The organism is Bacillus mexicanus (assembly GCF_050445615.1).
Classification (GTDB): Bacteria; Bacillota; Bacilli; order Bacillales; family Bacillaceae; genus Bacillus; species Bacillus mexicanus.
The window spans coordinates 1414520-1433400 of the sequence record NZ_JBCEYV010000001.1; the positions used below are offsets into that span (position 1 = coordinate 1414520).

General features: G+C 43.7%; 19 protein-coding genes and 1 pseudogene. 7 read left to right on the top strand and 13 right to left on the bottom strand.

Annotated elements, in window-relative coordinates; all coding sequences use genetic code 11:
* Positions 1-2 precede the first annotated feature (2 nt).
* From AAGG74_RS07535 to AAGG74_RS07545, 3 genes are all read right to left on the bottom strand, one after another.
* Positions 3-137, bottom strand: coding sequence for a PhrA family phosphatase inhibitor (locus AAGG74_RS07535; RefSeq protein WP_429674963.1), 135 nt, complete (start codon positions 135-137; stop codon positions 3-5).
* Complete coding sequence (gene rapA / locus AAGG74_RS07540; protein ID WP_429674965.1) at positions 127-1263, bottom strand: response regulator aspartate phosphatase RapA; 1137 nt, start codon at positions 1261-1263, stop codon at positions 127-129. Before rapA ends, AAGG74_RS07535 begins: the two co-directional genes overlap by 11 nt.
* Before the next feature lie 144 nt (positions 1264-1407).
* Entirely contained in the window at positions 1408-2679 is a 1272-nt protein-coding gene (locus AAGG74_RS07545) for an ATP-binding protein (RefSeq protein WP_429674966.1), read from the bottom strand.
* A gap of 147 nt (positions 2680-2826) precedes the next feature.
* Between AAGG74_RS07545 and AAGG74_RS07550 the strand changes: the two genes are divergently transcribed.
* Both AAGG74_RS07550 and AAGG74_RS07555 read left to right on the top strand, forming a co-directional pair.
* Positions 2827-3291 (top strand): DinB family protein, encoded by a 465-nt coding sequence (locus AAGG74_RS07550; protein WP_162101246.1) that lies wholly within the window; start codon positions 2827-2829, stop codon positions 3289-3291.
* A gap of 201 nt (positions 3292-3492) precedes the next feature.
* Complete coding sequence (locus AAGG74_RS07555; protein WP_162101245.1) at positions 3493-4257, top strand: sulfite exporter TauE/SafE family protein; 765 nt, start codon at positions 3493-3495, stop codon at positions 4255-4257.
* Positions 4258-4619: 362 nt separating this feature from the next.
* Here AAGG74_RS07555 and AAGG74_RS07560 read toward each other — a convergent pair whose 3' ends face one another.
* The 3 genes from AAGG74_RS07560 to AAGG74_RS07570 form a co-directional block, all read right to left on the bottom strand.
* A complete protein-coding gene (locus tag AAGG74_RS07560; RefSeq protein WP_162101244.1) occupies positions 4620-5798 on the bottom strand; it encodes an NAD(P)/FAD-dependent oxidoreductase in 1179 nt (392 codons plus the stop codon).
* Between the two features lie 39 nt (positions 5799-5837).
* On the bottom strand, positions 5838-6260 hold the full coding sequence (locus AAGG74_RS07565) for a helical membrane plugin domain-containing protein (protein WP_429674968.1): 423 nt from the start codon (positions 6258-6260) through the stop codon (positions 5838-5840).
* Positions 6261-6642: 382 nt separating this feature from the next.
* On the bottom strand, positions 6643-7149 hold the full coding sequence (locus AAGG74_RS07570) for a cupin domain-containing protein (protein ID WP_429674969.1): 507 nt from the start codon (positions 7147-7149) through the stop codon (positions 6643-6645).
* Between the two features lie 132 nt (positions 7150-7281).
* Between AAGG74_RS07570 and AAGG74_RS07575 the strand changes: the two are divergent.
* Positions 7282-8061: pseudogene (locus AAGG74_RS07575) on the top strand (DMT family transporter); the annotation flags it as partial.
* Between the two features lie 77 nt (positions 8062-8138).
* Here the strand turns inward: AAGG74_RS07575 and AAGG74_RS07580 are convergent.
* Positions 8139-8951: a uroporphyrinogen-III synthase gene (locus AAGG74_RS07580; protein WP_429674971.1), complete on the bottom strand. Its 813-nt coding sequence runs from the start codon at positions 8949-8951 to the stop codon at positions 8139-8141.
* Between the two features lie 175 nt (positions 8952-9126).
* Here AAGG74_RS07580 and AAGG74_RS07585 point away from each other — a divergent pair, with 175 nt between their 5' ends.
* Positions 9127-9315, top strand: a complete 189-nt coding sequence (locus AAGG74_RS07585; protein ID WP_162101240.1) for a DUF8096 family protein — start codon at positions 9127-9129, stop codon at positions 9313-9315.
* 41 nt (positions 9316-9356) lie between these two features.
* Here AAGG74_RS07585 and AAGG74_RS07590 read toward each other — a convergent pair whose 3' ends face one another.
* Positions 9357-10535, bottom strand: coding sequence for a macrolide family glycosyltransferase (locus tag AAGG74_RS07590; protein ID WP_429674972.1), 1179 nt, complete (start codon positions 10533-10535; stop codon positions 9357-9359).
* Between the two features lie 22 nt (positions 10536-10557).
* Complete coding sequence (yjiB, locus tag AAGG74_RS07595; protein WP_429674973.1) at positions 10558-11748, bottom strand: monooxygenase YjiB; 1191 nt, start codon at positions 11746-11748, stop codon at positions 10558-10560.
* Positions 11749-12136: 388 nt separating this feature from the next.
* Between yjiB and AAGG74_RS07600 the strand changes: the two genes are divergently transcribed.
* Positions 12137-12415, top strand: a complete 279-nt coding sequence (locus AAGG74_RS07600) for a hypothetical protein (protein ID WP_162101237.1) — start codon at positions 12137-12139, stop codon at positions 12413-12415.
* A gap of 31 nt (positions 12416-12446) precedes the next feature.
* Here AAGG74_RS07600 and AAGG74_RS07605 read toward each other — a convergent pair whose 3' ends face one another.
* The 4 genes from AAGG74_RS07605 to fdhF form a co-directional block, all read right to left on the bottom strand.
* A complete protein-coding gene (locus tag AAGG74_RS07605; protein WP_162101236.1) occupies positions 12447-13073 on the bottom strand; it encodes an NUDIX hydrolase in 627 nt (208 codons plus the stop codon).
* A 76-nt stretch (positions 13074-13149) separates the two neighbouring features.
* Positions 13150-13797, bottom strand: coding sequence for a DUF4352 domain-containing protein (locus AAGG74_RS07610; protein ID WP_429674974.1), 648 nt, complete (start codon positions 13795-13797; stop codon positions 13150-13152).
* Between the two features lie 197 nt (positions 13798-13994).
* Positions 13995-14555 (bottom strand): helical membrane plugin domain-containing protein, encoded by a 561-nt coding sequence (locus AAGG74_RS07615; RefSeq protein ID WP_162101234.1) that lies wholly within the window; start codon positions 14553-14555, stop codon positions 13995-13997.
* Positions 14548-17505, bottom strand: coding sequence for a formate dehydrogenase subunit alpha (fdhF, locus tag AAGG74_RS07620; protein WP_429674975.1), 2958 nt, complete (start codon positions 17503-17505; stop codon positions 14548-14550). Before fdhF ends, AAGG74_RS07615 begins: the two co-directional genes overlap by 8 nt.
* Before the next feature lie 151 nt (positions 17506-17656).
* Between fdhF and AAGG74_RS07625 the strand changes: the two genes are divergently transcribed.
* A complete protein-coding gene (locus AAGG74_RS07625; RefSeq protein WP_429674976.1) occupies positions 17657-18232 on the top strand; it encodes a YjgB family protein in 576 nt (191 codons plus the stop codon).
* Between the two features lie 100 nt (positions 18233-18332).
* Entirely contained in the window at positions 18333-18731 is a 399-nt protein-coding gene (locus AAGG74_RS07630; protein ID WP_162101231.1) for a ribosomal maturation YjgA family protein, read from the top strand.
* The last annotated feature ends 150 nt before the right edge of the window (positions 18732-18881 follow it).

Sequence of the window (18881 nt, forward strand, 5' to 3'; positions counted from 1 at the left end):
GATCATGTTTGATTTCGTGCCGCAATATGAAATGTTTTCCCCTCTGTATCTGTTGTTTCTCCTGCATGGACCATCACCTGAGTAAAGCTAAACCCGACCATAATGAGCAACAAACCTGATATCCATTTAGATTTCATATAAACAATCTCCTCTCTGGATTTGTTTTTGTGCGTGCACCATTTTCTCATAAAATGAAATGGCTTTTTCAGGCTGTCCGTTTTCTATATAGAATTGGGCAGCATCATGTGCCAGCTCTTCAATATAAGGATACAGCATATGTTCTTCAAGAAATTGAAAGGTATGTGAGACTGATTCTGTGTCAATATTTTCCCCGTACAACGCATGTAAAAATCGAAAAAGCTTCATAAATAATTCATCACCGTATTGACGGGAGATTTCCAATCCTTCACGATACTTTTTTTGCGCTTCGGCATCATTTTTTTGTTTATACAGAACCTGAGTTAAAGAGTAGATAGAATGCGGAAGATTATCGAACTTTTCCGACTTGCAAATAGAAACAGATTTCTCAAAGTATTCGGCTGCCTTTTGCAGTTCACCCATTTTCTCATAGCAGTTTCCGAGATTATACAAGGCTGAACTGATCAGGCGGGGATTGCCTTCTTTCTTTGCAAGATCTAAAGCCAGTTCTAAGTGGGGCAATGCTCTTTCTGGATACTGCATGTCATCATAATTTCCTGCAATAACGAATTCACATTGGATTCTGCGGACGGTGTATGTTTCATACATTTGGTAGGTTTCTACTGCCTGAACGGCGTAGCTCATCGAAACATAGGTTTGTTTTAAATTGTAAAAAATCTCAGCCATTTTAAAAGCAAATTCGGCTTTCTCAATATCATCCGAAACGAGGGCGAGATTCTTTTCTGCCCGTTTATAATACATCATGGCACTAACAAACATTTTCTGCTTAAATTCATACATGCCTCGAAAAAAATGAAAATAATAATCGAGAAGCCCTGTTAGCTTGTACTGATTCCCCTCAATGTCTTCTAATAATTCTGAAAACTCAAGGTGCGACGTATCCTCTCCAAAAGGCTTAATGTAATCCAGCATGACTCGATGTCTGAACTCCATTAAAGAATAATACAGCAGCAAATCTTGGTCTTCTTCCATATCCTCAATTTCTCTTTCTACTTCGAGCTTGACCCGTTCGGCTTCAGCAACGTGGAACTGCCGGATATGGGTATACCATTCATTAATTTTAAGCCCGACAAATGAGGATGGAATCGTCTGCTTCATCTTCAATTAATCCCCCCTTTTTGACTTACCTGTTATATGTCATATTTTATCATATTTTCAAGAAAAAGAAGAACGCAAAAAGACCGCAATTGTCAAATTTCGGCTAACCGCAACAAAAAAGCACAGGTTTTTCAAAACCCGTGCTTTCTTTTAGTGAAAACCAACTTTGTTTCTTTCCATCCAGCTTCCCTGCCGGCTTTTCCTATGCTCTCCTGTCATGTCGTTCACCATGGTTTCAATCTGAAGGTTTCCTTCTTGGTGCCATTGAAGGGCTGAAGATACATATAATTCTCCCAGCTGTGCAAAGGAAAAACCATCTGTAAGCTTTGCAGTTTTTTTTATTTCTCCTTCACTCATAAAGATGTCGAAGCCTCTCATTTTCATATATTCCAGCCGCAATTCTTCATCCGGAAGCCCGATTTCATAAGCACGGTCAAACCGTCCTGCACGATTCATCAAACCTGGATCGATCTTTTCGGGATAGTTTGTCGTACCGATGAGAAACAGCCCCTCTTTTGATGTTGCGCCGTCTAGTGTATTGAGAAAATAGGATCGCACATCTTCCGGCATCGAATCTATATCCTCGATGACCAGAACGGCAGGAGCAAGACGTCTCGCCGCCTGAAACACTTCTTCTATTGTCTCGCTTGACGTAAATTCAGTAATTTGCCAATAGGCAACAGGTGCATCGATACTGCCTGCGATTGATTTCACTAATGTCGTCTTTCCGTTTCCGGGCGGTCCATATAATAGAATACCGCGCTTGTAAGGAATATCATACATTTGATAAAACGATTTATCACTATGAAAAAACTGATCAATTGATCTGTATATCTCTTTTTTCAATTGAGGCTCCATGATCACCTGACTCCGTTGAACCTCTTTGACAATGGCTTCCTGCTCTCTTGACATCCCTCCATCTTCATCCGTAAAAACGGTCACTTTCTGCTTGCTTTGTTCCCAGAGACGCGGTCTGACTTCCTCTAGGAATGCACGCATCTTTTCATCATTCACTGCAAACAGACAATCGAAACTTATAATACTCCCATCTTGAAAATATGGAATTCTGGCAAAAGCAACGCCCTTTTCTGGATATGCATATACACTGTTTCTTATCGATTTATGGACGGTATAATCCGGCTCTTTTTCATCTTCATCGTAAGCAAATGTTTTCTTTTCAAGCTTTTCAAATATATAAGCCACATGCTCAGACTCTATTGAACCGCTGCGGACATCTTCTTCAAGAAGCTCCCAGTATTCAGTATTCGGGTCATCACTGGCATAGAGCTCATAAAAAACACCGTACTGATCATATAGCGTCTTTTCAATCCGTGTGATCAGATAACCGAAAGAACCGTATCCTGCAGCAGCTCTTTCCGTTTCTTTTTCTTCATGCTGATAAATGAAAGGTATGTTTGTCATGTTTGTACTCCATTTCATATTTTGTTAACGTTATATATACGATTGACATCATATTTAGTTTCATCCCACAGCATATTACTTGTGAATTGATATCCGTTGATATAGGATTTCATTGCACCATTATTTTTACATATGGAGGAGATCATATTGAACCAACCCAATCAAATTGTCAGTCATTTCTTATCTCACCGAAACGTGACCAATGAGTTGGCTGAAAAAATCAGTAAAGACCAGTACAGCTACAAACCGGCTGAAACGTCAATGTCAGCGGAAGAGCTTGTCAAACACATTCTGACGTCTTTCCACTTGTTCGCAACTGTCATTAAAGAAGGCAATGCTTCACCATTTCAAAACAAACAGGAAGATACAGAAACAGACCTCAATAAGCTGGCAAAAATGTACACAGAAAAAACAACCGCTATTCTTGAACAGCTGACTGAAGAGCAGTTAGACAGAGAAATTGATCTGACAGCAGTTTTCGGCAGAAAAGTCACAGGCAGCTCCCTTCTTCAGCTTGCAATGGAGCATGAAATTCACCATAAAGGCAATTTGTTTGTGTATGTACGGGAAATGGGTCATACAGAGCTTCCTTTCTATCAGCAGCGCATGTAAGAAAAACGTGAAAAAAGATACCTGTTTAGGGTATCTTTTTTTGTGCCTCCGGCTCACTTCCCAATCTTGTCTAGACACTTATTATAGGGCAATTGAATACAGATATGAGCAAACCAACATTTCAAGCAGATAACGCACAAAATCACTACCTAATTATATACAATCTGATAAAAATAGTCGGGTTTTCAGGAGGCCTTTATCATGAGTGTAAGCATCATATTGATGGGTTTGTTTGTCGGAGCCTTAGTCGGATTGACGGGAGTGGGCGGAGCGGCCTTATTGACTCCTCTTTTAATTGTGCTTGGAATTAATCCTTCCATCGCCGTCGGTACGGATCTAGTATATAACTCGATCACAAAGCTGTTTGGCGTTGCCTCGCATTGGCGGCAGAAAACGATTAACTTCAAGCTAGTAAAATACTTAGCCATCGGCAGTATTCCGAGTGCTTCGCTAGCCATTGGCATACTGCATTTGTTCCCCGCCTTTCATCAGCACCAGGAAGATATTATTAAGCATGCTCTTGGCTATGTGTTAACACTAGTCGCCATTTCAATCATCGTTCGTTTGTTTTTGGATCGAAAACTTCGCCCGAACCGCTGGCAGCTGATGCCGCTTGAAAATAAGCGGACGCTGACGATTCTCATTGGGATCGTGTTTGGATTTATTGTCGGATTAACATCAATTGGTTCCGGGTCATTATTTGCCATTGCCATGATTTATTTATTTAACATGAAAGCGTCACAGATTGTCGGAACTGATATCGCACATGCCTTTCTTCTTGTTACCGCAGCAGGTATTATGAACGCAAGTTTTGGAAGCGTAGATTACATGCTGGCAGCCAACCTGCTGCTCGGTTCAATTCCCGGCGTGCTGATTGGAAGCCATCTCTCCCCTCGATTCTCTCCGCGTCCGCTGCAATTTATTATGGCGTCTATCATTTTGATCAGCGGCTTAAAATTGATTTAATGAAGAAGGCTATCCTCTCGGAGGATAGCCTTCTTCATGGATGGTATTCAAAAGAATCGACAGAGCATCCCTAGTTCCCTTTACATTTGAATTCACGATCAAATCCCTTGTTCATTTAACATATGATGAATGCTGAATCTGAGTGAGTTCAGTAGCAGATCGCGATCGACACGGCTTTCTCCCAATCATCAATCAGACGCATGTATGGCTCTTCAATCCCATCGGCTGTCCTCCGCATAACTGTAATAGAGTGATTGCAGTTTATTTTTCAAGCGAAAACATTCCTTTCAAAAATAAAAAAAGACATTGCCGGAAAGCATCCCATAAGGAATGCTTTCTGCAATGTCCGAGTTCATAAAGGATTAGTAAGCTAGGCTGAAAAGTCCTTTAATATGTGTCAAATATCGTACATTACTTGCTTCTTTCATCAAGGAAGCAGGAAGACCTTTAAGCGGTGTAGAATTAGCACCAATAATAGCAACCGCGTCTTTGCGTCCAAGGCTTGCAAGTGTACCAGAGTTTACTGGTTTGAATGTTTCAAGTGTTTTGCCTTCTAAGTAAGCGAATAGGTTGTAACCGATCAGCTCACCCATTTGCCATGCGATTTGTGCAGTTGGCGGGTATGGACGGCCGTCCGCACCAAAGTAAACTGCGCTGTCTCCGGCAACGAATACATCTTCATGAGATGTAGATTGCAAGAAGTCGTTTACTGTCGCACGCCCGCGGTTCACTTCAAGACCTGATTCACCAACTAATGGGTTACCTTGTACGCCGCCAGTCCAAACAAATGTGTTGGCAATCACTTTAGATCCGTCTTTCAGATCAATCACGTTTCCATCTACATTTGTAACAGGAAGGCCTGTTAAGAACTCAACACCGCGTTTTTCAAGGCTTGCAGTCGCGCGTTCGATAAGATCATCCGGAAGAACAGGAAGAATTTTCGGACCTGCTTCAACCAGTTTCAATTTAATTTCTTTATGGTCTACGCCATATTTTTTCGCAAGGTTCGGCATGATGTCAGCAAGCTCACCGACAAGCTCAACACCTGTTAAGCCGCCTCCGCCGATAAGGATTGTTGCATCAGCTTCATTTTTCGTTTGAGAGTACTCGCGCACACGATCTTCAACATGTTGGAAGACTTTGTTCGCATCGGCAGCAGATTTCAATACCATGCTGTTTTCTTCAAGGCCTGGGATGCCGAAGTATGCTGTTACAGAACCAAGACCTACAACAAGCGCATCATAAGTTAATGTAGAACCGTCAGCAAGCGCAACTTCTTTTTTATCAACAGAGAAAGAGCCTACTTCCGCGATTTTAAGATCAATGTCTTTGTCTTTGAAAAGTTTTTCTAATGGCATTGCAACCGCTTTTTCAGACACGTTGCCTGCTGCAAGACGGTGTAATTCTGTAATAATTTGGTGAGTTGGGTATTTGTTTACCACTGTCACGCGTGCTTGTTCTTTTGTATAGTGTTTGCGAACTGTTAGAGCAGAAAGAACTCCGCCATAACCAGCGCCTAAAATGACAATATGTTTTGACATCGTATATCCTCCGTCCTTTATATCAATTTGAATCTAAGATTATTTTTGGTTTTCGCGTTCGTTCATAACTTCAAGGTAGCTGTTAGCAAAACGGAACAGCTTTTGAGCTTGAGGATCTTTCAGCATGCGCAACAGGCCGAAAAGACCAATCGTTTCGCTGCTGGCATCCGCACGATCTTTCGCCTCGATTGCAGTTGCAGCTACTTCTTTCGCTGTTTCTTTTACTGGCTCAAGCATTTCAGTGATCGCACCGACAGTGTCGCTTTTTAACACTTCGTCAGTTGCTACAGACTGAGCGAAATCATAAGACTTCGTTAAAATATTCACTAACTCAGTCAGCTTTGGAAGTTGGTCAACTAAAACAGTCAGTGACTCTTGAACTTCTGGCTTTAGCAGCTGATCTACAAGATCTTGCTGGCTTTGGCTGACAGACGCATTTTTTTGATCGATTGTTTCTGGCATATCCAATTCTCCTTTACTATAAGCAGTTTGCAGATTTTTTTGGAAAGGGTAGTGCCTCTCCCTGGTCTCACGCTTGAAAGCATAAGAATAAGGATTGTGAATTCATGCACAATCATTTACAAAAATAAGTGTTTACTACCCAGTTTTTCATCTTGCCATATTCAGTATTATTTTTATCTCAAAAATAAACTTTTGAATAAGTCAAAAATCCTTTACTCTCTCTGAAAATAGCAAACACAAAAAACTCCAATTCGATTACCTTCTATATGATAACACTTTTTGAACAAAATTTGAACGCGAATTGCTTCGATTATGAAATTAATTTATATGGAGCCCATGTCATAACATTTCTTCAACACTAGTTATTGACAATCCAGCAATATTACCCCCTTCTTTTTGCCCATATTTCCAATAGAGGCTCTCTTCTTCCTGTAATCGGATCTTTCATTGGTAATGACACCTGCCTGATCTGTTTCACCGCTTCCTCCCGTTCATCTGAATCTCCTTTTTTCACATCATAATGAGCGCCTTCCGGATAGGCGCCAATGACCGTAAAATCGTCTCTTGCGCTTATCTTTTTATGACCAACTCCTGCTGGTATCACGACTGCGTCGCCGGATTTGAGAGAAATAGCGGCTCCTTTTTCTCCCCCAAACTGAATGACAGCTTCTCCCTGCACTGCAATCAAAACTTCATGCGTATTGCTGTGATAATGATGATATGGGAAAACACTCCCTGACCAGCTGTTTGACCAGCCGTGCCGATTGATGATCTGCTCTGCCTGGCGGGTATCCTTGAGTGCGTCTTGATATACAATGAGCGGATAATGAGGGTGATTCGGAATCCTTCCGTCATCCTGAAAAAAGTACGTTTGCGTCTCTATTCCCATCAAAACCACCTCCCTATTTTTGTCTTCCACACATAGCAGTTCGCAAAACATGCTGTTTTTCTCACGATTCCATTGATCTGCCTGCTATCGAATAGTATAGTATGAAAAAATAATGCCAGAATGAGGGATATCATGAAAGCCATTGTGGTCGGAATATTGCTTCGCTCTTTTTTGCTGTAACTTTTATTTTAAACAGAGCGATGGAGTTGTCCGGAGGCAGCTGGCTTTGGAGCTCGTCGCTGCGCTTTATTTTTATGGTGCCGTTTTTATGTTTGATTGTCATCATGAGAGGGACATTCGCTCCTCTCTTACAGGAGATGCGGAAAAAGCCGTTATTTTGGATCAAATGGAGTTTTGCCGGATTCGTGCTTTTTTATGCGCCGATCACATTTGCGGCTGGATACGGTCCAGGTTGGCTTGTAGCTGGAACTTGGCAGATTACCATTGTAGCTGGTGTGCTCTTGTCTCCTTTGTTCTATATAAAAAAAGACATGTCAGACGGTCCCCAGCTTGTTCGGGAAAAGATTCCCCTTGTTTCACTTGGCACGTCCGTCGTCATTCTGATCGGAGCGGCATTAATAGCTTCAGCATGCTGAAGCTCTTTCTGGGAAGATGCTGCTCTTCAGTGTGCTGCCGGTTGTTATTGCGGCTTTTGCCTATCCGCTAGGGAACCGGAGAATGCTTAAAGAATACGGCGGCCGGCTTGATACATTTCAGCGCGTGCTCGGAATGACCTTGGCAAGTCTTCCGTTCTGGCTGCTATTTGCGGCTTACGGCTTGTGGTCAGACGGTCTCCCGACAGCAGAACAAATCGTTCAATCCTTTATCGTTGCCGTCAGCTCAGGCATCATTGCGACTGTTTTATTTTTCTGGGCTACTGATATGGTAAGGGATAACCCGCAAAAGCTCGCATGTGAGTGAGACTGTTCAAGAATGGATGATAGACAAAATCCGCTTTCTCTTTGAAAAGCGGATTTTTTGGTGTCTAGTTATTCCTTTTCTTCATAATACTTGGACAGCTCAACAATCATCGCGCCCATCCGTTCAATCTCTGGCGCAAGCAGTCTCGTGATGCCTTCTTCCCGCAGTGCTTCAGCAGTCACTTTTCCGACAGCCGCAGCAATGGCGCGCTCTTCGAATACTGCTTTTACTTCGTTGATATAGCCGCTCTTCTTAGCATAATTAAACAGCGATCGAACCTGAATGGCCGTTGTAAAACAAACAGCGTCGATCTCACCGTTCATCAGCTCCCTGCATAACCGCTCCACCGTTTCCGCCTCAGGCGGAATATGCTGGTAAGGCAAAATCGACAGGACAGACGCGCCCTTTTTCTCAAGAAATGCTATGAGGGCCGGCGCGTTTTCTCCATGAAGCTGCACCATGACTGTTTTACCTGAAAAGTCGTGGGGTTCCAAGGAACGGATTAAGCCTCTTGTTGTCCCGTCTTCATCCGAAGCTTCAGGTGTGATCCCAAGCTTTTTCAGCGCAGCCAGCGTTTTATATCCCCTGCATGCTGCTTTTGCCTGACGAATCGCTTGCAGAAACTCGTTTTTCAGACCGATTTTCTCTGCCATATCAATAAGAGTCTCAGTGCCAATGCCTGTCGTGAAAATGACCCAGTCAGCCTTTTTCTCTACAAATGTTCTCAGGTCAGGCTCTACCTGCTTTTCTGCCAAGTAAACCGTTCCTTGGAGAGGCCGGATGACAGGTGTTCCGCCCTGTTTTTCAATGATGGTGCTGATTTCTTCTATTTTTCGGGAGCCCCCGATCACCACACGCTTTCCATGCAATCCTTTTCCCATACGTGTTTCCTCTCCTCTTTGCATAGGCTTTTTTATGTATACAAGCTTAATAAAGTTATTGTGGCGCAAACTATGGGAGAAATCAAGATAAACTCAAGCCTCTAAATTCCATTGAATACGCCGGAAGCTTGCTGTAATATAAACAGCAGACACGTTTGCTAACGGGGGTTCAATCATGGAAACAAAAAAAGAAGAATATGAAACAAAAGGCTACGATACATCAATCATTTATGAATTCAACGCATATCCTGACGCTCACAGCGGGCGCTGCGATAACTGTGATTACACGCTGTTCAAAAGCTCTGTAAAAAGCGGAAAATTTCTTAGAGAATGCCGGAGATGCGGGATGAAAAAAAACATTTAACTAAAAAACCGAAATCAAATAAATGATTTCGGTTTTTTGATTTATTGCGGGACAGCGGATTTTTTCATAAATGCTTCAATCGCAGCCGCCGCGCGCTCCGCTCCGCCTGCTTCTTTTACATCCTTTTGCATCTCCTTGACGCGGCTTAGCACTTCTCGGTCACTGGATACATCCTTCACCGCTTCCTGGAGTCTGGAAACTGTCACTTCTTCTTTCGGCAAATAAACGCCAAGCCCCAATTCCTCGACATTCTTTGCGGTGAGCTCCTGCTCAAACATTTGCGGTATGACAACAAGCGGCACACCCGCATTCATCGCTTCCATCGTACTGTTCATCCCGCCATGGGAAATAAATAAATCGGCCTCTGCCAACACTTCAAGCTGCGGTACGCTTGGGCGAATGGTAAAATGAGCAGGGATATCACCCAGGCTCTCAGGATCAATCGTTTTCCCAACCGACATGATCACTTGCCACGAAGAATCCCTAAATGCCTCGATGCACATCTTGTAAAATTCCGGCCACGCGTTAAACGCCGTTCCCAAGGAAATCAGCATCAGCGGGCGATCATCCTTTTTAATCGACAAGCTTTCTTGTGCTGTCCGTTTTCCAAGAGATGGGCCGACAAAACAGAAACGGTCGTCGAACGTCTCATGCTTAATCTGAAAGGATTTTGGCATAAAGACAATATTTAAGTCTTCCGGCACAGCCATCTGTTCAAATGAAACAAGCGGCAATTGCTCTTGCTCCAAATAAGCTGTAAATTCAGCCTCTGCTTCTCTTATCTTTTTCAGCATCTCTTCACTGCCAAGCTGAAAGGATTCATTTTGGCCATATGTTGAATAGAGCTTGATAGCCGGTACATGAAGTTTGTCAGCAAACAATTTTCCCGCCAGCGCGATAAAATCATAGATGATCAAATCAGGCTGATCGTCCTGATATACATCCTCCAGCTGAGGGAGAATGCTGAGTGATTCTTTCAAGATGTTGAGCGTCGTCTCATTCTTTTCCATCGTCTCCCTGATTTGCTTAGGATCGAGATTCAAGGATGTTTGATAGATCAACGCTTCTCCACCGGCTTTCTGAATACTGGGCGCAAACTCCTCTGTCGTCGCATACGTGACACGATGCCCCTTCTCACAAAGCTTCTCCACTAATGCAAGCGTAGGATTGACATGCCCGTACGCCGGGATGTTGATTATCGAAATATGATGCTTTTTCATGAATCACCAGTCTCCTTCTCTATTACATTTTCACACGGAAGTTCTTTAATCCGTATATCACGCTGTTTTCAATCGGTGTGATACTGACGTATTTCATACGAGGGAAAGCAGAAATCAAAGATGTTAGCGCGATATTTGCTTCAAGACGGGCAAGCGGCGCTCCAAGACAAAAATGGCTGCCGTGGCCAAACGCGATATGCGGATTAGGATGGCGATGAATATCAAACAGGTGGGCCTTATCGAACTTCGCTTCATCACGATTGGCAGATGCTACAAAAGCAAGAACCATATCATCTTTTTTAATGAGATGCCCCCCGATCTCTGTATCCCGCTTGGCAATGCGCCTTAAAACCGGTGCAGGCGCTCTGAAACGCAGGGCTTCCTCCACTGCCTGAGGCATCAATTCAGGATGGTTCCTCAGTTCCTCGTAAACACCCGGCGTTTCCAATATGCTGTACATCGCATTTGAAATCAGGTTTGTTGTGGTTTCATTGCCAGCCACCAATAGCAGTGTGCAAAACGGAATCAGTTCTTTTCCGGACAGCTTCTCGCCTGTTTCCTCCGCTTTCACTAGAATGGAAATGATATCCTCTGTCGGCTTATTTCGTTTCTCCTCGATGATGCCGGCAAAAAACGCGGCCAGTTCTTCCTCGCATTTGTTTCGTTCTTCTAAAAAAGATTTTTCAGCTTCTTCACTTTTGTCCTTCGGTGTGCTGACCAGAAGATCAGACCATGTTTTAAACTGATCCATATGCTCTGAAGGCACTCCGAGCAGCTCAGATATCACGATCACCGGAAGCGGGTATGAAAAGTCGCGCACAAGGTCAAACTCGTCTCGTCCCTGAATATTTTGAATCAGTTCATCTGTAATGTCTTGAATTCTCGGTTCCCATTGCTTCATGACACGCGGCATGAAGGCTTTATTTACTACAGAACGGATCTGCGTATGCCTTGGCGGGTCCATGTTAATGATGGAATTCCCGATAGGGCTTGACTGCTGCGGCATGTGACTGGAAAACAGCTCTTTATCCCCAATGACTTTTTTGACATCATCATAAAGAAAAACGCTCCACACTTCGTTTTCTTCATCAAAGGAAACAGGCGCATCCTTTCTCATCGATTCGTACCACGGGAATGGATGATACGCATCCTGTTTATTTTTCCCATTGAGCAACGCTCGCTGCAAAATTTGCCGGCGGTTTAACACATTCATGTATTGTCACTCCCCTTGAAAGAATTCAGTAAATGACGTTCTTCTTCACCTCCCGCTTTCAAAAAAGAGAGGGACGATCACATATAGACAAATTGATTACAGCAGGCAGGCGCTCATGATGTCCGATGCAGGCATCATATATTCCCTCTCGAATTTTGTCCATCTTACCATAATATCTCAATTTTGTTCTATTCAGCACTTCAACTTTGGCTTAAAACGGGATTTTAGGCATACGCATCCAAACTTAACTGGCATTAAATCGCTTGAAATCAGGTGGAAAACACTCCGTTTTAAGCTAATAGAACTAACGTAAATAGTGACTTTTCTATTATGTAAAATAAGCTGCTGCTATGATTGAATAGAAGGTAAAGGCGAAGGAGAGGACAACATGGCAGCACAGACTAATGTAAAAAAACACATTGTCGGCATCCTGCTTTCACTCGCGTTTGTACTATTTGTGTTCTCTTTTTCTGAGAGACATGAAATACCGCTTGCTGAAGGAAAAAATCAGGAAAACTGGCATACTGTCGTCGACAAAGCAACTGTAAAGGTTTACGGCAGCCGATTAGTTGAAGAAAACAAATTAAAGCAGCAACTCGGCCATAAACAAGCCGATTCTGTTCTGACCCTTATGAAACTTGCCAATGAAAAGCATATTGCGCTATAACAAAGAAAGAGCCTTCTGGCTCTTTCTTTGTTTAATCAAATATCGTCTCCTTATCTGGATCACGCAGAAAGTTATACAGCATACTGAGCTGTGAAGGTGTATTTCGTTTTAAGGAAAGCGGCGGGAGCCTATCTTCAGGAAAAAAAGCGGTATGATTCGTTTCAATTCCTGTTTCCCCCTCTCCGCCCGTTATGCTGCATTCAATGAAGATTTTATAGTAATGAAAAGGCTGTGGCGGATGAGGGTGTTTATGGCTGTCTAGCACAGCCAGCAAGCGGGACGGTTCGGTGTTGTATCCCGACTCTTCTTTGATTTCCTTGACTACGTTTTCAGCCGGTGATAAACCAATCTCGCAAAACCCGCCCGGCAGCGACCACAGCTCATCATGCTTCTCCCGGACAAGCAAAATCTGATCATCTCGGAATACTGCGCCGCGAACATCCGCTTTCGGAGTCGGATAACCTTTCTCATGTTTCCAAAGATCAGTGATGACTTCCATTTCCGTTTGCGAGTAATCCGCCATCATCTCTGTGCTGAGACTCATCAATTCTTCGTACCTTTCCCTGTCATACACATCCTTGGAAAAAGCAAGCCCCGCTTGTGCGATTGCCCGAATCCGCAGCGCCCGTTCCAGCCATTTGGTTTGCACGTTTATCACTCATCCTTTCACGTTATTTGCCACTATAAAAAAAGCACGTTCCCACTGATGAAAACGTGCAACTGTCAATCTATTTCTAATCTAATTTCACCAAATAATCCATATTGTCCTTCACTCTTTCTTCAACTTTAGTGGTTGTTAAATCAGTAGCTAAAAACGGATTATATACCAGTGTGTAATATTTTTGCTCTCCTTTAGGGATGACATAACTAAGTACACCTGTAACCTTTTTCCCTGATGCTAGTGTTCCTCCCATAAGCAATCTGTCCTTCTCTTCTATAGAAAACACTGGCCGGACTGATTGATCATTCTTGTCTTTTAAGTCTATCCCGATAAAATTGTAGCTTATTGAGTCTTTCCCTATGTTTTCTATCGTAACTTCTATAATGAGCCGTTCCTCATCAGCTTTTATTGTTTTTGACTTAGAATCTAGAGCTACTCCTCCAAATTCCGTATATTCACCTTTTTGCACGCTATCAACTTTATTCACTGTAAAATTCGTATGTCCTGCTTTAAATGTTTCTCCTATTTTATGTATTTGATCATCTTGTTTAATCTTCGGCTCACCGTGTTTTTTCAATTCCTTATCGATTTCCTTTTTAAGCTCTTCTTCCGATTTTTTCTCTTTCGGTTTTTCTTTTTCTGACGCATCGCTCGATTGGCTGCACGCGGAAAGCGCAAGCCCGATCGTCAGGGCAAATAATAGTATTAAGACTTTTTTCACGACTGTTCCCCCATCTAAAGTAATCGATTTCTATTATAATCAGATTTTACCTTTTCCTTACAGGTAAGAAAGTAACGTTTTTATCTATTTTATCCATTATCAACTAACTATTTTTTAGAGTTTGGATATTTTTTACTAGTTCATTAGTCCTTTTCATCAAAAAAACCGAACTGGCAGCAGCCAGCTCGGACAGATAGTCAATCTCGTTTATTCATATCTCTTTTCTCTCGGGGTTCCTGCTGCTGTTTTTGTTGTTCCGGGGGCTGCGTCGTTCGTTCCATCTCCTTTGTATCTTGTCCCATTCCTTTTAAAAATGAGAAAAGCAGTGTAATTGACTTGTTGATTTCCGGGTCTTTGAGCGAACGAATGATATCAAAATAACCTGTTTTTTCTTCGCTGTCCTTCTGTTCCACAGCGCTTGCCACACCCGCATTCACCTTCAAAATGAGAGGCTCCAGCTGTTTAACGTCCAGCATGCCGAGTGTTCCAAACAGCAGAAGCAGATTTTTAAGCGTGTTGGCTGTTTCCTCTGTATCTGCCTTTTTCACCAAAATCTCAAGGACTTTATCTCCTTGGCCAAAGAGGCCGCGGAGCAACGGTAGCACACCCCTCTCATTCATATGGCCCAGCATTTGCAGCGTTTCAAGAATGGCTTCCTTATTTTCGACTAATGCATCCTCAATTTCTTTCATGTCCTGCTTTCGCTGATCTTCTTCCGTTATCTCGATTTTCTGAATTCGCTTTATCGCTTTAGCCACGATGTCCAATCCCCCTTTTCACAGCATCGCCAGGGAAAATATAATCCTTCCGCGCCCATTTCTTTTGCACCTGCACACCAATTTGCGGCTGCGGATTGCCGTTGCGGTGATTGATCTTAGGCAGCGGATTGGTTCCGTCCTGCTTCAAAATCTCCATCTTAGCTGACGTTTCTTTGTATGCAGGCGTATCAGTATCCTTATCGGCATGGCTGCCTGTTAACAGATTGATCGCCGCTTCCCCTGAATCGTTCATTGGCAGATATACTTCCTTCCCTTTGACACGATCAGTAATCAAACACTTCACTTTGACATTTCCGAAAGGCGATGTGAGTCTAACAAGAGTTCCATCCTGAATCCCCCGTTCTGCCGCGAGTTCAGGAGAAATTTCTAAGAACACTTCAGGTGTTTTCTCCGAGATCCCTTTTGATTTGTAGGTCAGGTTTCCTTCGTGGAAATGCTCCAAGAGCCGCCCATTGTTGACATGGATGTCATATTCCTCACCAAACTCTTCAGGCTCTGTCCACTGAACAGGATAAAGAATGGCTTTGCCGTCCGGGAAAGGGAAACGCTCGGTAAAGAGTAATGGTGAATCCTTTCCATCAGCGCTTACAGGCCATTGCAGGGAGTTGTAGCCTTCAAGACGCTCATAGGTGACGCCGGCATAAATCGGCGACAGCATCGCGGCTTCCTTCATAATCTCTCCAGGGTGCTCATAGTTCCAGCCGGCGCCAAGTTTATTGGCAACCTCCATAATAATCTGCCAGTCCGGCTTTGATTCTCCAAGCGGCTCAAACACTTGATACAGCCGCTGAATCCGACGCTCTGTATTCGTAAAGGTCCCCTCTTTTTCAAGGCTCGGGCTCGCAGGAAGAACGACGTCAGCAAACTCGGCTGTACGTGAAAAGAAAATATCCTGCACCACAAAGAAATCAAGCTTTTCATATGCGGCGTGTACATGATTGATATTGGAATCGACCAGACCCATCTCTTCTCCTTTTACATACATCGCTTTCAGCTGGCCGGAGTGGATTTTTTCAATCATTTCGTGATTGGTCATGCCCGGCTCCTTCGGCAGCGGCACGCCCCATACCCGCTCGTATTTTTGGCGGACTTGTTCGTCGGTTACATTTTCATAGCCCGGCAGTTTGTCCGGCATGCTTCCGAAGTCACTTGCCCCCTGCACGTTATTATGGCCGCGCAATGGATAAGAGCCTGCTCCCGGTTTTCCATAGTTACCCGTCACAAGCAGAAGATTAGAGATCGCTGTGCTCGTATCGCTTCCTCCAATATGCTGGGTCACGCCCATGGCCCATAATGCGCACACACTGTCAGCTTGGCTAATCATCTCAGCCATTTGGATCAATGTTTCTCGATCTATGCCGGTTTTCTCCTCGGCATATTCAAGTGTATACGGCGCCAGGCTTTTCACGTATTCTTCCCGTCCGTTCACTTTTTCTCGTAAAAAGCGTTCATCAGCCTTGCCGTTTTCAATCAAATATTTGGCGATCGCATTCATCCAGACGATATCTGAACCGGCACGAGGCTGGACAAATAAGTCAGAGCGCTCTGCCATTTCGTGTTTTCTAATATCCGCTACGATCACTTTTTGCCCTCTCAGCTTATGGGCCCGTTTAATGCGTGTTGATAAAACCGGGTGTGACTCCGATGTATTCGAACCGATAATCAACACAAGATCTGCTTGCGCGATATCTGTAATTGACCCTGAGTCACCGCCATAACCGACTGTCCGGAACAGGCCGGCCGTCGCTGGTGATTGGCAATAGCGAGAGCAGTTGTCGACATTATTTGTACCGATGATCCCTCTGGCTAGCTTTTGCATGAGATAGGATTCTTCATTTGTACATTTAGAAGATGTAATAAAAGCAAGTGAATCCGGGCCATACTCTTCTTTTAAATCTGTGAACTTGCTGGCGATCAGCGATAACGCCTCCTCCCATTCCGCTTCACGGAAAGAATCGCCTTCACGGATGAGCGGCTTCGTCAGGCGCTCATCACTGTTCACAAAATCCCAGCCAAACTTCCCCTTCACACAGGTGGAAATTCCGTTGGCTGGCGCTTCCTCCTGCGGCTCGACTTTCAGAATATCTCTGCCCTTCGTCCAGACATCAAAGCTACAGCCGACACCGCAATAGGTGCATACAGTTTTCGTTTTCTTGATTCGTTCATCACGCATGGCAGATTCCATATCAGAAATAGCGAGGATTGAGCCGTACCCTGTCTCAACGCCCTTCGTGATTTCGATCATCGGACGGAGTGCTTCGTTATCAATACCGGTTAAATACCCTGCTTCCCCTTCCATTCCTTTTTCCATCATCGCGTTACACGGACAGACAGTGGAGCAGTGGCCGCATGACACACAAGACGACTCATTGATCGGCACATCGTTGTCCCAAATGACGCGCGGGCGTTTCCGCTCCCAGTCAATGGTCAGTGTCTCCGTTACTTGAACGTCTTGGCACGCCTCAACACAGCGTCCGCACAAAATACATTGATCTGGGTCATACCGATAAAACGGGTGAGATTCATCCTTATGATAAGGTTTGTGATCAAACGGGATGCTTTGGTGATTGATTTTCATTTCCTTCACCGTATTATGTATTTCGCATCCTCCGTTGTTGTAATCGCAAACTGTACAATAAAGCTCGTGATTATATAATATCTTGTCCATCCCGATGACCTGTGCTTTCTTCACATCAGACGAAAGCGTATCAATGACATCCCCATCCTTTAATTCAGCGGAGCACGACCTCTTCAGCTCACCATTGATGCTGACAATACACGTATCGCATGTTTCAATCGGCCCTAAGCTTGGATGATAGCAAACTTGCGGCACTTCAATCGAGCTGTTATTCAAAAGCTGCAGCACCGTCTGTTCTTCGGACGCTTCCATTTCAACGCCGTTAATAGTGATTTTTTTCTGTTCAGCCATCTCCATTCCCCTTTCTTACTTATATATATACCGCCGAATTACCTATTTCTCTTCCCTTACAAGAAACCAACAAAACATACATAGCGCATTCACATGTTTTATTGCATAAACACCGGGAAACGAGATGGTAAATGAAAAAGGAGGGATCTGCATGAAAAAAACAATGTCTGTTTTAACCGCGGCAGCAGCACTGACAGGCTCTCTATCCGGCTTGGGTGCAGCTTCCTTTTCAACACCAGCTAAGGCGGCAGCCCAAACATCCCCGCTCTCTGAAAACACGAACCAATCAGCAGCCGAGCTTGTCAAAAATCTATACAACACCGCCTACACAGGGGAAATGCCTCAGCAAGCGCAGGGCCTTACGGTTAACAAAAGTACAAGAGGCGATGTCCACGCCCAATTAGGCGAACCGGAACGACCAGCTGGAAGAGACAATCAGTTTGATTTATATCATTGGAATATGGGGAACCCGGGCTATGGATTTTCCTATCATAAAGACATGACTATTTCAGAAATCCGCTATTTTGGAACTAGTGTGGAACGGCGCTTGAATTTAGGCGGGGTAACGCCGGAAGTGCTTCAGAATCAATTAGGCCCCGCTAATCGAATATTAACCGTCCCGTTTACTGATGAAATCGACTATGTATATGACACAGGCCGTTATGAACTTCATTTTGTCATCGGCAAGGACCAGACCGCTGACCATGTAAACCTTCATGCAAAATAACCCTTTTCCGCGGCTGCTCAGCCGCTTTTTTATTGGACAAATAGAAGCTATATTCCTTACAATACACGGGAGATGAAAAGAGACGGGAGATCAGTTTTCTATGAAACGAAATCGATGGATATATGCAGCTCTCACCTTTGTGATCATAGGTCTGGGGCTGGGCTCCAGAACATTCTCCAGTGTTCTGCCTGATATCGTCAATACATATCTCGGAGACTCGCTGTGGGCTGCCATGATCTTTACAGGCTGCGGGTTTTTATTTCAAAAATTGAAAACAATGAGGACGGGCATTATCAGTCTTTCTTTCTGTTTTATTATTGAATTCAGCCAACTGTATCACGCCGAATGGATCGACAGGATCAGAGATACGACTCTTGGCGGACTTGTGCTGGGGTACGGATTTTTATGGAGCGATATCGAAGCGTATACAATGGGAATTGCCGCCAGTGCCGCTATCGAACTGTTTGTTCTGAATAGTAAAAAGCGACACAATATGTGACGCTTTTTTTCATCCTCATATACCAATATTCATCCTCTCTTTGCTGTTATTCCATTGAAAACAGCTTTATAACTTCGGAATTTTTCAAAAGTGTACGGAATGCCCAGTATAATGATCAAGAGAGAAAATTAATCCGTATTCCTCTGTAAA

Coding starts and splice junctions, on each gene's coding strand:
- AAGG74_RS07625 (WP_429674976.1), top strand. CDS start 17,657: ATGAAAAAAACAATGTCTGTTTTAACCGCGGCAGCAGCACTGACAGGC.
- AAGG74_RS07535 (WP_429674963.1), bottom strand. CDS start 137: ATGAAATCTAAATGGATATCAGGTTTGTTGCTCATTATGGTCGGGTTT.
- yjiB (WP_429674973.1), bottom strand. CDS start 11,748: ATGAATGTGTTAAACCGCCGGCAAATTTTGCAGCGAGCGTTGCTCAAT.
- AAGG74_RS07580 (WP_429674971.1), bottom strand. CDS start 8,951: ATGGGAAAAGGATTGCATGGAAAGCGTGTGGTGATCGGGGGCTCCCGA.
- AAGG74_RS07545 (WP_429674966.1), bottom strand. CDS start 2,679: ATGACAAACATACCTTTCATTTATCAGCATGAAGAAAAAGAAACGGAA.
- AAGG74_RS07555 (WP_162101245.1), top strand. CDS start 3,493: ATGAGTGTAAGCATCATATTGATGGGTTTGTTTGTCGGAGCCTTAGTC.
- fdhF (WP_429674975.1), bottom strand. CDS start 17,505: ATGGCTGAACAGAAAAAAATCACTATTAACGGCGTTGAAATGGAAGCG.
- AAGG74_RS07590 (WP_429674972.1), bottom strand. CDS start 10,535: ATGAAAAAGCATCATATTTCGATAATCAACATCCCGGCGTACGGGCAT.
- AAGG74_RS07630 (WP_162101231.1), top strand. CDS start 18,333: ATGAAACGAAATCGATGGATATATGCAGCTCTCACCTTTGTGATCATA.
- AAGG74_RS07560 (WP_162101244.1), bottom strand. CDS start 5,798: ATGTCAAAACATATTGTCATTTTAGGCGCTGGTTATGGCGGAGTTCTT.
- AAGG74_RS07585 (WP_162101240.1), top strand. CDS start 9,127: ATGGAAACAAAAAAAGAAGAATATGAAACAAAAGGCTACGATACATCA.
- AAGG74_RS07570 (WP_429674969.1), bottom strand. CDS start 7,149: ATGGGAATAGAGACGCAAACGTACTTTTTTCAGGATGACGGAAGGATT.
- AAGG74_RS07600 (WP_162101237.1), top strand. CDS start 12,137: ATGGCAGCACAGACTAATGTAAAAAAACACATTGTCGGCATCCTGCTT.
- AAGG74_RS07565 (WP_429674968.1), bottom strand. CDS start 6,260: ATGCCAGAAACAATCGATCAAAAAAATGCGTCTGTCAGCCAAAGCCAG.